This is a genomic window from Vibrio atypicus, assembly GCF_009811315.1.
GTDB classification, from domain to species: Bacteria; Pseudomonadota; Gammaproteobacteria; order Enterobacterales; family Vibrionaceae; genus Vibrio; species Vibrio atypicus.
The window spans coordinates 137,453-152,112 of the sequence record NZ_BLID01000006.1 but is presented as its reverse complement, the minus strand read 5'-3'; the positions used below and the strand labels follow the sequence as shown (position 1 = coordinate 152,112).

Below are 14,660 nucleotides of genomic sequence, written 5' to 3'. Positions count from 1 at the left end.
TTGCCTCAGTAAAATGCTACAAATCACGGTCAATAGGTGATATTGACCGCGTATGCTACCACAATTTTGAACACTGTCAAATTGTAGAGTGATTGCTTAATCAGCTTGGCGACGTAAGAATGCTGGAATATCCAAGTAACCACTTTCTTTGTCAGCCTTCGGCACTGCGCTTTGACCTGCACCAGAACTAGTCGGTGTTGTCGTTGACTGTGCTGCCGTCTGTGGTTTCTCTTGCAAAGTTGGTGCCGGTTTTTCTTCCACTTTATTGACACTTGCTTGAGGAGCAGGTGCCGCTTGTGGTTGAACTTGAGGCTGAGCTACAGGAGCTACTTTCGCCTTACCGCCAGCAACTAGCGTGATATCTGGCTTCTTCTCGTTACCAATACCTGTCGCTACCACTGTTACACGGATTTCATCCGCCATATCAGGGTCTAGTGATGTACCGATTACAACAGTTGCATTGTCAGATGCGAATGCTTTAACAGTATTACCTACCGTTTCAAATTCATCTAGACGCATATCTAAACCAGCAGTGATGTTAACAAGTACACCACGAGCGCCGGCAAGGTCGATGTCTTCTAGAAGTGGGCTAGAAATTGCCATCTCTGCCGCTTCTTCTGCACGATCTTCGCCTTTAGCAACACCACTACCCATCATCGCGTGACCCATTTCTGACATCACTGTACGCACGTCAGCAAAGTCGACGTTGATCATACCTGGGCGAGTGATTAGCTCGGCAATACCTTGAACTGCGTTCTTAAGTACATCGTTCGCGCTAGCAAAAGCTTCAAGAAGAGTAATACCACGACCCAGTACTTTCAGTAGCTTCTCATTTGGAATCGTAATCAACGAATCCACATGCTTAGATAGCTCTTCAATACCTTGCTCTGCGAAAGCAAGACGTTTCTTACCTTCGAAGCTGAATGGCTTAGTAACAACGGCTACAGTAAGAATACCTAGCTCTTTTGCGACTTCAGCAATCACAGGAGCTGCACCTGTACCGGTACCGCCACCCATACCAGCTGCGATAAATACCATATCGGCACCATCGAGCTCATCTTTAATTCTATCGCGATCTTCGAGAGCTGCGTCACGGCCAACTTGTGGGTTTGCACCTGCACCAAGTCCTTTGGTCATATCGCCACCAATCTGAATAACGCTATTCACACTGGTTTTACGAAGCGCCTGAGCATCAGTATTAATACTAATGAACTCAACACCTTCGATGGACTCACGTACCATGTGTTCAACGGCATTACCGCCACCGCCACCAACCCCAACGACTTTGATTACCGCGTCGTCAGACATTTCCATCATCGGTTCAAACATGTGTTATCTCCGTTTTTCCTGCTGCTCAGGTTAAAACTCTTTCTGTATCCAATTACGCAAGCGACCAATCAACCCAGTGACTGAAGTACGAGCAGGCTCGTTGTATTCAGTCTCTTCATTAATTTGGCTATCACGTGCGTAATGAAGTAAACCAACCGCCGTAGAATGATACGGCTCTTTAACGTAATCAGTTAGGCCACTCACCTCTAATGGCTTGCCAACTCTAACTTGGTTGCGGAAAACACGTTCCGCACACTCTACCAATCCTTCAATCTGTGCTGCGCCACCAGTAAGCACAACACCAGCTGCTAAATGATGCTTAATACCGTCATCACGTAGCTTCTCTTGAACCGTATCGATAGTTTGGTTAACCAACCCCATAAGTTCAGTATAACGAGGCTCAATCACTTCCGACAGTGTCTGTCGTTGTAAGCTTCTTGAAGGTCGTCCACCAACACTTGGAACGTTAACCGTATCGTCCTTGCTAACCAGCTCGCTAAGAGCACAGCCATATTTTACTTTTATTTCTTCAGCATCACTTACTGGTGTACCAAACGCAAAAGCAATATCGCTTGTTACTGCATTGCCTGCATAAGAGAAAACTTCAGTATGTCGAAGTGCTCCACCGGTCCAAATAGAAACATCCATCGTACCAGCACCAATATCAACAACACATACGCCCAGTTCACGTTCGTCTTCAGTGATAACTGCATTACTTGAGGCTAAGCCAGAGTAAACAAGGTGTTCTACCTTCAAACCACAACGCTCAACCGCTTTAATAATGTTTCTCGCCATGTCGTTATGACAAGAGATTAGGTGCACACTCACTTCCATGCGCACACCTGATAAACCTAGTGGATTTTTGATTCCCTCTTGGTAATCAATGGTAAATTCCTGTGGAATAACATGCAAAATGCGCTGTTCGTCACCAATTTTGATCGACTTTGCGGTATGGATAGCGCGATCCATATCTTCTTGAGAGACCTCTTCATCAGAGATAGTTCCCATGCCTTTTTCTATACGGCTCGCAATATGACGACCTGAAATGGAGATATAGACGTTACTGATTTGGCACTCTGCCATCAATTCCGCTTGATCCACCGCTCGTTGAACCGATTTCACCACCGACTCAAGATCGTTTACTCCACCTTTATCCATCCCTCGGGACGGACTACTACCGGCACCAATAATATTGATTTGACCATCAGGCAATACTTCGCCTACCAGAGCCGATACGGTTGCAGTGCCTATATCAAGACCAACAATAATGTTGTCATCAGCGGTCTTAGTCATCTGTATTCTCTTGTTCTAACTCTTGTTCAGGGAACCATCCAACAGAGGCTCCCGTATCATACCTGAGGTCTATGTAACTCACCCTTTCGGTTGCGCTACCTAAATTCTTATATAAAGCAAAAAAGCGCGCTATTCGCTCTTCAAGTGATTCTTTACCAAGCTCTAAGCGTATTCCGTTATCCAAAATAACTTGCCAAGCTCGTCTATCATTCAACACCAAAGAGGTAATAGATAAATGTAACGCTTTAAACTTGGGTTCTAGATCTCGCCAAACTGACAATACCTCGAGATTACTACCCTCGGGGCCATACAGTTTGACTCGCCCTTCTTCAAGTTGACCTAAGTCACCATTAAATAGCTCTCCCGAGCTATTAAGCAAAGTGTTCCCATTCCATATCGCTTCAGCCTGATGCTCCGTTAAGAACACTTTGACGACGTCTGGCCACTGCTTTCTTATTGAAGCGTGCGAAACCCAAGGAATCGACTCTGCGACACCTTGAAGCACATCGACGTCTTGTGACATAAACGTGCCGACATGGTCAAGTTGTGCAAACGCTGCCTGAACGTCGTTGGCAGATACGTAACGTAATTCACCCTGAAGTACGATTTTGGATAGTGGAAGACGTTGATCATCCCACATCCACGAGATGGTTGAGTAGAGGAGAGAGCCTATTAACAGTAATACCACCAACAAAAAGCTCGCCCCTAGGGCATGCTCTCGTAGTAGTGGACTCGAAGTCAAACGAGGGCCTTCATTAAAAGCACTTTTAATCAAAGTCCATTGTCCTTGCCATTAGCTCGCTGTTCTATTCCCTATCCCATTTCGTATAATAGAGGCAAAAGCACTTACTTTAACCTTCGGATTATACTGGTGAGATCGAAAGTATCAAACACTGAAAGTGAGAAATCGGCACTTAATATGCAATAAGTGCGTCAAATCCTCAAAATTCAGTGTTCTTTGTTATGCATTCTGCATCTTATCGATATTTAACTCAAAAGCAGCCAGTTGTTTCGCCACTTTACCAACGTCTCCAGCACCCTGTGTAAGAACAAGATCACCATCTTGTAAGACGTTAGCAAGAACCGAAGGTAAGGCACTGCTTTCCGGGACAAAAATTGGATCCAATTTGCCACGACTACGGATAGTTCGGCATAGTGCTCGGCCATCTGCACCCGCGATTGGTTTTTCACCCGCGGAGTAAACATCTAGCATGATCAAAACATCGACCTGCTCGAGTACATTCGCAAAGTCATCATAAAGATCACGAGTTCTGCTATAACGATGCGGCTGGAAAATCATAACTAGTCGCTTTTCTTCCCAACCGTTGCGCGCTGCTTGAATCGTTACATCCACTTCAGTTGGATGGTGACCATAATCATCGACTAACATCGCCTGACCATTACCCGTTTCAAATTCACCTAAGTGGTCAAATCGACGGCCTGTTCCTTGAGTTCCTGCCATTGCACTTAGGATCGCTTCATCAGCTATATCATCCTCAGTCGCAACCGCAATTGCCGCGGATGCATTCAGTGCATTGTGACGTCCAGGAATGTTCAAGGTGATCTCAAGATCCGCTTTGCCTTGACGAATCACGGTAAATTTACCTTGCTGCCCCTCTTGGCGATAATTATCGATACGAACATCCGCGTCTTCCGAGAAACCGTAGGTAATCACCTGACGACTAATCTTTGGCAGTAATTCTCGGACAACTGGATCGTCAATACAAACGATCGCTTGACCATAAAATGGCAAATTATGTAAGAAATCGATGAAAGTCTGTTTTAACGTCTCAAAATCACCACCATAGGTATCCATATGGTCAGCTTCGATATTGGTAACAATACTTACCATAGGCTGTAAGTGTAAGAACGAAGCATCGCTTTCATCGGCTTCAGCAATCAAGATTCTGCTTGAACCAAGACGAGCATTTGTTCCGGCACTCTTAACTAAACCACCATTAACAAAGGTTGGATCAAGACCCGCTTCTGAATAGATTTGCGTAACTAGCGCTGTCGTGGTGGTTTTACCATGCGTTCCCGCAACAGCAATACCATGACGAAAACGCATCAACTCAGCGAGCATTTCTGCACGGCGTACAACCGGGATACGTGCCGCTCTTGCCGCAACAATCTCTGGGTTTTCTTCATTGATTGCAGTCGAGACAACGACAACACTGGCTTGGGCAACGTTTTCTTCTGCGTGACCGATGTAAACAGTGGCACCTTTTTGAGTCAAGCGCTCTGTCACTGGGTTTTCTGCAATATCGGAGCCTGAGATTTGGTAACCTTCGTTAAGCAATACTTCGGCAATACCACTCATACCTGCACCACCAATGCCAATAAAGTGGATACATTTTACGCGGCGCATTTCTGGCACCATTGCTCGGATCTGAGCTAAATCTTGAGTATGTTGAACTGTCATGAATCTTTCCGTTATTTCGTCAGTGCGATAATGGCATCCGCCACCACTTTATCAGCATCTAACTTAGCTGCCTCACGAGCTTTCGTCGCCATTGTAACTAGCGCGTCTCGATCCAGCTTTTGAATCTCTGCGACTAGCTTATCAACAGTCAGCTCTGGCTGCTCTATCATTTTCGCTGCACCACACTCAACAAGGTGGTCAGCATTAAGTGCTTGTTGTCTATCTTTATGCATAAACGGGATAAATATTGCGCCGACACCTGCCGCTGAGACTTCCGAGACTGTCAGAGCTCCAGAGCGACAAACTAAAACGTCCGCCCAATCGTAAGCCGCTGCGACATCATCAATAAACTCGACAACCTCAGCGTTTGCCACCTTCTGCTCAAGATAAGCTGATGCGACTTCCTGCTGATTGTTTTTGCCTGCTTGGTGACGAATTTGGTATCCAGTCCCTAGCTTAGCCATGGTCTCTGGTAAGGTGCGATTTAAAATCTGAGCACCTTGACTCCCCCCCATAACTAAGATGCGGACGTCGCCATTTCGTTCAGCCATACGTTTTGTGGGAGGTTCAATCGCAACCACATCTTCACGTACAGGGTTACCAACGACAGGTGCGTTCGGGAAGGCACCTGGAAACGCCTGGAATACCTTTTTCGCAATCTTAGACAGCCATTGGTTCGTCAGTCCTGCGACAGCATTTTGCTCATGCAGAACAACGGGGATACCCAGCAACCAAGCGGCAATACCACCAGGCCCGCTTACATAGCCGCCCATACCTAGTACAGCATCTGGCTGCCAGCGTTTCATATGCGCTTTCGCTTGCATAATCGCGTTTATGATTTGAAATGGTGCTTTAATCAAGCGACCAATACCTTGACCTCGTAGACCTTTTACCTTGATAAAATCGATCTCAATACCATGTTTGGGTACTAGATCAGCTTCCATTCGGTCAGCGGTGCCTAACCAGCGGATCTCCCATCCTTCAGATTGAAGCTGCTTAGCAACAGCCAGACCAGGGAATACGTGACCACCAGTACCACCAGCCATCACCATTAAACGTTTATTCTTTTTCATCGTTATCTAACTGTTGTTCTGTTTCGTTACTGTCGACGAGTCGGCATTCATGATCAATCCGGAGCAATATAGAAACGGCCACAGACATAACAATCAAACTGGAACCGCCATAACTGATAAGAGGCAAAGTTAATCCTTTAGTGGGAACCATACCTGCAGCAGCACCTACGTTGACTAATGTCTGAAATGCAAACCAAATACCAATACCGAATGCCAAATATCCACCAAATAGCTGGTTATTTTCGAATGCTTTTCGGCCAATCATAATCGCTTTAATAACCAAGCTAAAAATCAATACAAGCGCCAACACGACACCGACAAAACCAAGTTCTTCTGCCAATACGGCAAATACAAAGTCGGTATGCGCTTCGGGTAGATATTCAAGTTTTTGAATTGAGTTACCTAACCCTTGACCAAACCATTCACCACGACCAAATGCCATTAATGATTGAGTTAGCTGATAACCACTCCCAAACGGGTCTTCCCAAGGATCGACGAAGGAGGTAACACGTCGCCATCGGTAAGGCTCGAAATAAATCAATGCGGCCACGGCTGCTAAACCGACTACCATTAACGCTAAGAATTGCGTCATTTTGGCACCAGCAATAAAAAGCATGCCAAATAGCGTGACCAGCATTACCACAACCGTCCCTAAGTCAGGCTGTAAAAGCAGAAGCACGGCAAGTGTCGCAAACACCAAAATCGGTTTAATAAAGCCACCAAAAAAGCTTGAACGAACCTCTTCGCTTTTCCGTACCAGATACCCTGACATGAAAATAAACAATGAGAGCTTCGCTACTTCGGCTGGCTGTAAGTTAAATAAACCAAGAGGAATCCAGCGGGATGCCCCGTTTACAGATTTCCCCGCCACCAACACAACAAATAACAGGCCAATAGCAACCAACAATATTGGCATACTGTATTGGAGCCAACGTTTCAGCGGTATTTGAATCACCACGGTTGCCACACATATTGCTAAAAAGAGAAAAATGGCATGACGAAACATGAAGTGAAACGGCTGATCGGTTAAGCGAGAGCTGATTGGAAACGATGCAGATGTCACCATAACAAGTCCTGTCAGCATTAGACCTAAAGAGATCCAAACTAACTGCCTATCATAGAGTGCTTCTGGTGACGCGGTAGTCACCCAGCGCTTAACACTGGAGAAGAGATTTTTTATCTGCATATCAATAACATTATTTGCAATTCGAACGAATGATGCGTTCAAGCTAAGCGTAGTATTTGGCTAACTCAGTAAAAACATCACCACGAGCCATGAAATTATTAAACTGATCGAAACTAGCACAAGCAGGAGACAGCAGCACCATATCACCTGGGTTAAGCTGCGGTTTCACCCACAAAATAATCTCTTCCATGGTGTCAAAAAGTTTAGCGCTGGTATGTAATGGCATAAACTCACTGCCATCTTCACCAAAACAACAAAGCTGAACATTGAGATCTGCGAGAACAGGCGCGAGCTCGGAAAAGTCAGCACCTTTACCAACTCCGCCTACAAGAAGATAGAGTCTTCCTTGTAGCGACAAGCCTGATAATGCAGCAAGCGTACTCGCCACGTTGGTTGCTTTAGAGTCGTTAACCCACTTAACGTCATGATTATCAGCAACAACTTGGCATCGATGTGTCAGGCCGTTGTAAGATTTAAGAGCATCAACCCCTTGTGCAACATCAATCCCCGCTTCGTGAAGTAACGCAAGAACTACAAGAGCATTCGCCACATTGTGTCGTCCAACTAAAGTTAGCTCATCACTTGCAACGATAGGCTCACCATAAGCACAAAGAAATTCACGACCATCCAAAACTTGGACTGTAAATGCGGTTTCTTGGCCTAAACTAAACTCCACCAGCTTACCACTGTACTGCTCAGGGTATGTCGGTTTATCGTCGGCATTAACAATACATGCTTCCGCATGATCGAAAATGCGTAGCTTGGCATCGCGATAATCATCCATGCCGTCATAACGGTCCATGTGATCTTCAGATAAATTGAGAAACGCCGCTGCAGATAATTGAAGGGATGACGTGGTTTCAAGCTGGAAGCTAGATAGCTCTAAAACATAGAGATCGGCATCTTGTGCCAATAAATCTAAAGCCGGCACACCAATATTACCGCCAACCCCAACGGTAAGACCTGAAGCTTGAGCCACCACGCCTGTCAGATCAGTCACAGTGCTTTTGCCATTCGAACCAGTAATGGCAATAACAGGCTTATCTACATGCCACGCAAAAAGTTCAATATCACCGACAACCTTAACCCCTGCGTCCAAAGTACGCTGAATTTCGGGTGTCGTTAATGCAATCCCAGGGTTCGCAACCACTAAGTCAGCTTCTAATAACCAAGCTTGGTTCCAACTACCTGAGTGCAATTGAACATCGACAGGAAGCTCATCTTTTCCTGGAGGGTTTTCACGAGTATCAATCACTTTAATCGTTAATGCTTGCGGTAAATTCGCTAGGTATTTAACGACAGAGAGCCCGGTAATACCGAGCCCTACTACGACGACACTATGAATATTTTGCCAACGATCCATGGTCATAAAGAGAATTTATCCTTAACGTACTTTTAGCGTCGCTAAACCAACAAGAACTAGAACAATTGAGATGATCCAAAAACGAACGATAACACGCGGCTCTGGCCAACCTTTAAGCTCATAATGGTGATGAATTGGTGCCATGCGGAAGATACGCTGTCCACGCAATTTGTATGAACCCACCTGGAGAATAACCGACAATGTCTCCATAACAAAGACACCACCCATGATCACCAACACAAATTCCTGACGAACTAAAACAGCAATCGTACCTAGCGCACCACCCAAAGCTAATGAGCCAACATCGCCCATGAAAACTTGCGCTGGATAAGTGTTGAACCATAAAAAACCCAAGCCGGCACCAACAATAGCTGTACACACAACAACAAGTTCAGACGCTTGTGGGATATAAGGGATATGCAAGTAGTTAGCGAAGTTAACATTACCCGTTGCCCATGCAATCGCAGCAAAACCAGCCGAAACTAAAACCGTCGGCATAATTGCCAATCCATCGAGACCATCGGTTAAGTTAACTGCGTTACTAGTTCCAACAATCACAAAATAAGTTAGCACGATATACATTAAACCCAATTGTGGCATAACGTCTTTAAAGAATGGTACAACTAACTGAGTTGCCGCCGTCTCTTGACCGTGTACGTATAGAGCAAAAGCCACAACAAGGGCAATGGCGGACTGCCAGAAATATTTCCAACGAGCAATAAGGCCATCGGTATTCTTGCGCACAACTTTACGATAGTCATCGACAAAGCCAACAGCACCATAACCCAGTAGAACCGCTAACACTGCCCATACATAAGGGTTTGAAAGATCTGACCAAAGTAAAACTGTGGTTACAATCGCCGTAAGGATCATAATACCGCCCATCGTTGGAGTACCACGCTTACTAAAGTGCGATTCAGGACCTTCGTTACGAACAACCTGACCGATTTGCAGCATCTGCAAACGACGGATCATTATCGGTCCCATCCATAGCGACATACCTAGTGCAGTCAGTACGCTGACAATGGCACGAAATGATAGGTATTCGAATAAACGGAAGAATGAAAAGTATGGCTGTAGAAGCTCTGCAAGCCAAATGATCATGAATACATCTCCTTTAAAGCAGCCGCGATCTTGCTCATTCCCGCACTATTCGCCCCTTTCACCAATAAGGTTTGAGGTTCATCATGCTGGATGAGCTGCTGCTCGATAAACTCAATCATACTTTCATGAGTATCAAAATGCGTCCCTTGGCATTGTTCACTGATGACTTTTGCATCAGCGCCATAAGTCAGCACGTGTTCAAAATTGAATGGGGCAGCATGTTCCCCGACTTGGCGGTGAAGTGCAAGACTTTCGTCGCCTAACTCGGCCATATTACCTAAAATTAACCAACGAACACCTTTAAAACCACTTAGCAGGTCTGCAGCTGCTTTCATTGCAGGTACACTCGCATTGTAACTGTCGTCAATCAGTTTAATTTTGTCTGTCAGTGCAATCGCTTCGACTCGACCTTTTACCTTAGCTAGGTTTTTTAGGCCAAGTTTGATCATTTCTAATGATGCACCCAGTTCTAGCGCTAATGCACTTGCCGCCAGTACATTGGCTACGTTGTGTTGGCCAATTATACCTAGCTCAATATCCACCGTTCCAACTGGAGAATGCATATTGAAAGAAGCCTCACCTTGTTCATTTACCGAAATCATATCGGCAAAGTAATCCGCACTCGAGTCTTGCAAAGAGAAAGTTTTAACTTGTTTATCAGCGAGAACATCACGCCAGTATTCTCCGCCGTGACTTTCTAAGTTCACAATTGCAACAGAGCCTGTTTTTAAGCCTTGATAAATTTCACCTTTGGCTTGCTTAACACCATCGATAGAGCCAAAGCCCTCAAGGTGTGCAGCGGCAACATTATTCACCAAAGCGACGTCCGGTTGCACTAATTGAGTCGTGTAAGCAATCTCGCCAATATGATTCGCTCCTAACTCAATGACTGCATAATCGTCTTCAGGCGTTGAGCGCAGTAAGGTGAGTGGTACACCAATATCATTATTAAAGTTGCCCGCAGTAAACAAGACTTGTCCTTGGTGAAGCATGATGCTTGCAACCATCTCTTTCACCGTGGTTTTACCGCAGCTTCCCGTAATGGCAACTGTAGGTGTTTGGCAAACTTGATGAACAAATTGCCCAAGTTGCCCTAGTGCAACTTTAGTATCTTTCACCAACAGCTGAGGAGTATTGCTATCAACAGCCTTGCTCACCAACAGCGCACTTGCTCCCGCTTCAACAGCATTTCCGATAAAGTCATGGGCATCAAAGCGCTCACCCACTAGAGCAACAAACAGAGAACCTGACTCTATCGTTCGCGTATCCGTTGAAACCTGACAGATCGCGACATCATTACCAATCACTTGCGCGTCAAGCACATCCGCAAGTTGAGACAACATCAAAGAAATCATTCAACTATCTCCAGTAACTGCTGCGCCGACTCGCGGTCAGAATAGTGAACCGTCTCATTCGCCAGCACTTGATAATCTTCGTGCCCTTTGCCCGCAAGCAAAATGATGTCATGGGGTTCGCTATTGGCTAACGCATATTGCAAAGCCTTAAAACGTTCATGCTCTACCACCGCTAAAGAAGGAGTCTGCATTCCCGCTAACATATCTTCAACGATAGCCCGAGGTGACTCACTACGCGGATTGTCATCAGTTAATATAACCTGATCAGCCAGTCGCTCGCCGATCTCCGCCATCATAGGGCGCTTACCAGTATCGCGATCGCCACCACAACCGAAGATTGCCCAAAGCTTTCCTGTACAATGCACGCGTAATGCTAACAGTGCTTTTTCTAATGCATCCGGCGTATGCGCGTAGTCTACGACCACTTTGGCTTTCTCTGGCGCTTTGAATAGCTCCATTCGACCTATCACTGGTGAAAGCTGAGCCGCAGTATCAAGCAAGAGCCGCTTTTCAACACCTAGCGCAAGCAAAGTAGCTAAAGCAACTAATACATTATTCGCGTTAAACTCACCAATCAGCGGAACTGTAAACTTCCCGTCGCCAAAACAGCCAGAAAACGTTAAGGCAATCCCAGCTTCCGAATAATCAACATGAGACGCAAAAACAGCATTGTCCACTTCAAGCGGTACTAATGAGACTTGAATAGCATCTTTAAGCTCATTTGCCCAACGAGCACCCACACTGTCATCCACATTGATGATCGCCTTGCCTGATTGATGCTTTGTGAAAAGTGATAATTTAGCCTGCTCATACTCTTCCATCGTACCGTGATAATCGAGGTGGTCTCGGCTTAAGTTGGTAAAAACAGAAGCGGCAAAAGACAATGTCTTCACTCGACCTTGAACAAGTCCATGTGAAGAAATTTCCATTGCCGTGTGGCTCGCACCCTGTTTTTCAAGAGAGGATAAGGTATGTTGAATTTCGATTGCACTGCCCGTTGTGTTGACAGCAGGTTTGAGGTTTGCAAGAAAGCCATTGCCTGCCGTTCCAAGCACAGCAGCCCTTTGACCAACAAGATCTAACCATTGAGCAATAATCTGAGTAATGGTTGTTTTGCCATTAGTCCCAGTCACGCCAATCAGTTGCATATCTTCTAGCGGGTATAGCCTCGCCGCAAGTGCAGATAGCTGCTGATCCAACGATTCAATATAGACAACTGGTACTGTGTTCAACCACTGTATTGAACCATGAGCATGCTCTTCACACGCTTGTGCAATCACAGCATTGGCTCCGCTTGTAACTGCTGACTCAATAAAACGACGACCATCAACAGCGTGCCCTTTAATGGCCACAAAAGTCGTGCCACCCACCACTTTTCGGCTATCCAGTTCCAAATGTGAAATAATCACATCACTCAGCTCAGGCGAAGAAAATTCGCCCCAAGGCGTTAGTAATGTCGATAATGTGAGTTGTTTAGACATAGAGTGTCTCTATTATTTATCTTTAAATCTGTTCTCGTCCGGCGCGACATTTAATATCTGTAACGTGCCTTTTAAAATCTCGGCGAACACTGGGCCTGCTACAGAACCACCGTAATAGTTGTCACCCTGAGGTTCATTAACTACCACCACAAGTGCCACTCTTGGATCACTTGCAGGTGCAACCCCTGCAGTATAGGCAAAGTACTCATCACCATAACCACCAGCAATCGCTTTACGTGAAGTACCAGTTTTCGCAGCAACCCGATATCCCGGTACGGCCGCTTTCGTTGCGGTCCCCCCAGGTTGGGTCACTGTTTCCAGCATAGCGAGCACTTTATGTGCATTATCGCTATCAATAACTTGTCTCGAGAAGTCCTGTTCATTGTTCTCGATAATATGAATCGGCTGATATTTACCAAAGTTGCCTAAGGTCGCGTACGCGTGAGCAAGCTGAAGAGGCGTTATGGTTAAACCATAGCCGAACGATAGTGTGGCAATCTCAAACTTTGACCAACGGCGACGGTTAGGGAAGATGCCCTGAGTTTCACCCACAAGGTTGAGTCCTGAAACTTCACCAAACCCAACTGAGCTGTACATACCAAGCAAAGCTTCAAGTGGCATACTGAGTGCCAGTTTGGCCACGCCGATGTTACTCGATTTTTTTAGAATTGTAGTTAGATCAGCCTTGCCTACTTTAGAAGTATCACGAACGCGACTACCGCCAATCTGCATAATGCCGTTACCCGTATCGATAACGGTGTCATCATCTGCGGCGCCGTTTTCCAACGCAGCTAAAACAACGAAAGGTTTGACGGTCGAACCGGGTTCAAATGCGTCGGTAATCACTCGGTTACGCATTTTTGCCGATTGAAGATCAGAACGATTATTTGGGTTATATGACGGCGCATTAACCATCGCGAGTACGGCCCCCGTCTTCACATCCAAAATGACAGCTGAACCCGATGTGGCTCGATAATCAGCAACTGCCTGTTTGATCGCTCGGTACGCGATAGCTTGAATACGTTGATCAATGGTCAACTCAAGCGGTTTACCTTCTTCTCGCTCTTCCAGAGAAATATTTTCGACCACTCGCCCATAACGGTCTTTACGAATAATACGTTTACCAGCTTCACCTGTTAACCACTTATCGTAGCTTCGCTCGACACCTTCTAGACCATGACCATCAATCCCTGTTACTCCGACTAAGTGAGCACTAACCTCACCTGCAGGGTAATAACGACGAGATTCCGCTTTTAACCCGACTCCTGCCAACTTAAGCTCGCGAATATAGTGCGCCATCGCCGGACTCACTTGGCGCTGCAAGTAAATGAAACGGCGAGACTTATTCTGATTAATTTTATTGATCAAGCCATCACGCTTAAGCCCTAAAACATCAGCGAGCGCATGCCAGCGGTCAATATCAGTGAGTCCGCCTTCTTTAAAGATGGTCACTGGATCAGCCCACACAGCTTCCACAGGTACACTAACCGCAAGAGGTTCGCCATTGCGATCAGAAATAATACCGCGCGCTGAATGTAAGGTTTTGGCGCGAATTGAACGCATATCACCTTGTTTAATCAAATTATCTGGTTCGATGATTTGAATATATGCAATACGGGCGATCAGTGCGGCAAAAGCACAGAAAACAAAAAACAGCACTAAGTAAAAGCGCCATGGGATTAGCGTTTGGGGTTCTTCTGGCTGCGTCTTTACAGGCGTAACTTTTTTCTTGCTCATGGGAGTTGAATAATGACTTCTTTGTCGGAATCAGGGCGGGTCATTTCGAGATCTTGCTTTGCGACAGATTGAACGCGACTATGCTCTGCCAAGGCTGTCTCTTCGAGCAGCAAGTTACGCCACTCGTTATCTAATCTTTCCCGCTCCATCAAAGCCTGATCTTTTTCAGTAATCGCTTGGCGGGTATGGTGAGTCGTAAATACCACGCCCATCGCACTAGCGAAAATCAGCAGTAGTATCACGAGCGGTACTCGACCTACCGTAAGCAGATCGAGTCCGATAATTTTAGCGAGATTAGGCGCTGGCTTACTCATGGC

Annotated in this window: 12 protein-coding genes; all 12 read right to left on the bottom strand. The window is 45.8% G+C overall.

Annotation, left to right across the window (positions count from 1 at the left end; all coding sequences use genetic code 11):
* Positions 1 to 96: 96 nt before the first annotated feature.
* The gene (gene ftsZ, locus GVO60_RS14035) at positions 97 to 1,329 is read right to left on the bottom strand and encodes a cell division protein FtsZ (protein WP_159655084.1); all 1,233 of its coding nucleotides are present in this window, start codon (positions 1,327 to 1,329) and stop codon (positions 97 to 99) included.
* A 30-nt stretch (positions 1,330 to 1,359) separates the two neighbouring features.
* Positions 1,360 to 2,622 carry a cell division protein FtsA gene (gene ftsA, locus GVO60_RS14030; protein ID WP_159655082.1) on the bottom strand — a complete coding sequence of 421 codons (1,263 nt, stop codon included), beginning with the start codon at positions 2,620 to 2,622 and terminating at the stop codon, positions 1,360 to 1,362.
* Positions 2,615 to 3,397 (bottom strand): cell division protein FtsQ/DivIB, encoded by a 783-nt coding sequence (locus tag GVO60_RS14025; protein WP_159655080.1) that lies wholly within the window; start codon positions 3,395 to 3,397, stop codon positions 2,615 to 2,617. Before GVO60_RS14025 ends, ftsA begins: the two co-directional genes overlap by 8 nt.
* 186 nt (positions 3,398 to 3,583) lie before the next feature.
* The gene (murC, locus tag GVO60_RS14020; protein WP_159655078.1) at positions 3,584 to 5,044 is read right to left on the bottom strand and encodes a UDP-N-acetylmuramate--L-alanine ligase; all 1,461 of its coding nucleotides are present in this window, start codon (positions 5,042 to 5,044) and stop codon (positions 3,584 to 3,586) included.
* A gap of 11 nt (positions 5,045 to 5,055) precedes the next feature.
* Positions 5,056 to 6,117 (bottom strand): undecaprenyldiphospho-muramoylpentapeptide beta-N-acetylglucosaminyltransferase, encoded by a 1,062-nt coding sequence (murG, locus tag GVO60_RS14015; protein WP_159655076.1) that lies wholly within the window; start codon positions 6,115 to 6,117, stop codon positions 5,056 to 5,058.
* Positions 6,104 to 7,303, bottom strand: coding sequence for a cell division protein FtsW (ftsW, locus tag GVO60_RS14010; protein WP_159655074.1), 1,200 nt, complete (start codon positions 7,301 to 7,303; stop codon positions 6,104 to 6,106). The genes murG and ftsW overlap by 14 nt, the downstream gene beginning before the upstream one ends.
* 43 nt (positions 7,304 to 7,346) lie before the next feature.
* Positions 7,347 to 8,672 (bottom strand): UDP-N-acetylmuramoyl-L-alanine--D-glutamate ligase, encoded by a 1,326-nt coding sequence (gene murD / locus GVO60_RS14005; RefSeq protein WP_159655072.1) that lies wholly within the window; start codon positions 8,670 to 8,672, stop codon positions 7,347 to 7,349.
* Between the two features lie 15 nt (positions 8,673 to 8,687).
* Positions 8,688 to 9,770, bottom strand: a complete 1,083-nt coding sequence (gene mraY / locus GVO60_RS14000) for a phospho-N-acetylmuramoyl-pentapeptide-transferase (protein WP_159655070.1) — start codon at positions 9,768 to 9,770, stop codon at positions 8,688 to 8,690.
* The gene (locus GVO60_RS13995; protein WP_159655068.1) at positions 9,767 to 11,125 is read right to left on the bottom strand and encodes a UDP-N-acetylmuramoyl-tripeptide--D-alanyl-D-alanine ligase; all 1,359 of its coding nucleotides are present in this window, start codon (positions 11,123 to 11,125) and stop codon (positions 9,767 to 9,769) included. The genes mraY and GVO60_RS13995 overlap by 4 nt, the downstream gene beginning before the upstream one ends.
* On the bottom strand, positions 11,122 to 12,606 hold the full coding sequence (gene murE, locus GVO60_RS13990) for a UDP-N-acetylmuramoyl-L-alanyl-D-glutamate--2,6-diaminopimelate ligase (RefSeq protein WP_159655066.1): 1,485 nt from the start codon (positions 12,604 to 12,606) through the stop codon (positions 11,122 to 11,124). The genes GVO60_RS13995 and murE overlap by 4 nt, the downstream gene beginning before the upstream one ends.
* 12 nt (positions 12,607 to 12,618) lie before the next feature.
* Positions 12,619 to 14,343, bottom strand: a complete 1,725-nt coding sequence (locus GVO60_RS13985) for a penicillin-binding transpeptidase domain-containing protein (protein WP_159655064.1) — start codon at positions 14,341 to 14,343, stop codon at positions 12,619 to 12,621.
* A complete protein-coding gene (ftsL, locus tag GVO60_RS13980) occupies positions 14,340 to 14,657 on the bottom strand; it encodes a cell division protein FtsL (protein ID WP_159655062.1) in 318 nt (105 codons plus the stop codon). Before ftsL ends, GVO60_RS13985 begins: the two co-directional genes overlap by 4 nt.
* Positions 14,658 to 14,660 lie beyond the last annotated feature (3 nt).

What these genes read in the sequence shown, in the direction of transcription:
- ftsA (WP_159655082.1), bottom strand. Translation starts at nt 2,622, where the DNA reads ATGACTAAGACCGCTGATGACAACATTATTGTTGGTCTTGATATAGGC.
- GVO60_RS13985 (WP_159655064.1), bottom strand. Translation starts at nt 14,343, where the DNA reads ATGAGCAAGAAAAAAGTTACGCCTGTAAAGACGCAGCCAGAAGAACCC.
- ftsL (WP_159655062.1), bottom strand. Translation starts at nt 14,657, where the DNA reads ATGAGTAAGCCAGCGCCTAATCTCGCTAAAATTATCGGACTCGATCTG.
- murG (WP_159655076.1), bottom strand. Translation starts at nt 6,117, where the DNA reads ATGAAAAAGAATAAACGTTTAATGGTGATGGCTGGTGGTACTGGTGGT.
- murC (WP_159655078.1), bottom strand. Translation starts at nt 5,044, where the DNA reads ATGACAGTTCAACATACTCAAGATTTAGCTCAGATCCGAGCAATGGTG.
- GVO60_RS13995 (WP_159655068.1), bottom strand. Translation starts at nt 11,125, where the DNA reads ATGATTTCTTTGATGTTGTCTCAACTTGCGGATGTGCTTGACGCGCAA.
- murD (WP_159655072.1), bottom strand. Translation starts at nt 8,672, where the DNA reads ATGACCATGGATCGTTGGCAAAATATTCATAGTGTCGTCGTAGTAGGG.
- ftsZ (WP_159655084.1), bottom strand. Translation starts at nt 1,329, where the DNA reads ATGTTTGAACCGATGATGGAAATGTCTGACGACGCGGTAATCAAAGTC.
- ftsW (WP_159655074.1), bottom strand. Translation starts at nt 7,303, where the DNA reads ATGCAGATAAAAAATCTCTTCTCCAGTGTTAAGCGCTGGGTGACTACC.
- murE (WP_159655066.1), bottom strand. Translation starts at nt 12,606, where the DNA reads ATGTCTAAACAACTCACATTATCGACATTACTAACGCCTTGGGGCGAA.
- mraY (WP_159655070.1), bottom strand. Translation starts at nt 9,770, where the DNA reads ATGATCATTTGGCTTGCAGAGCTTCTACAGCCATACTTTTCATTCTTC.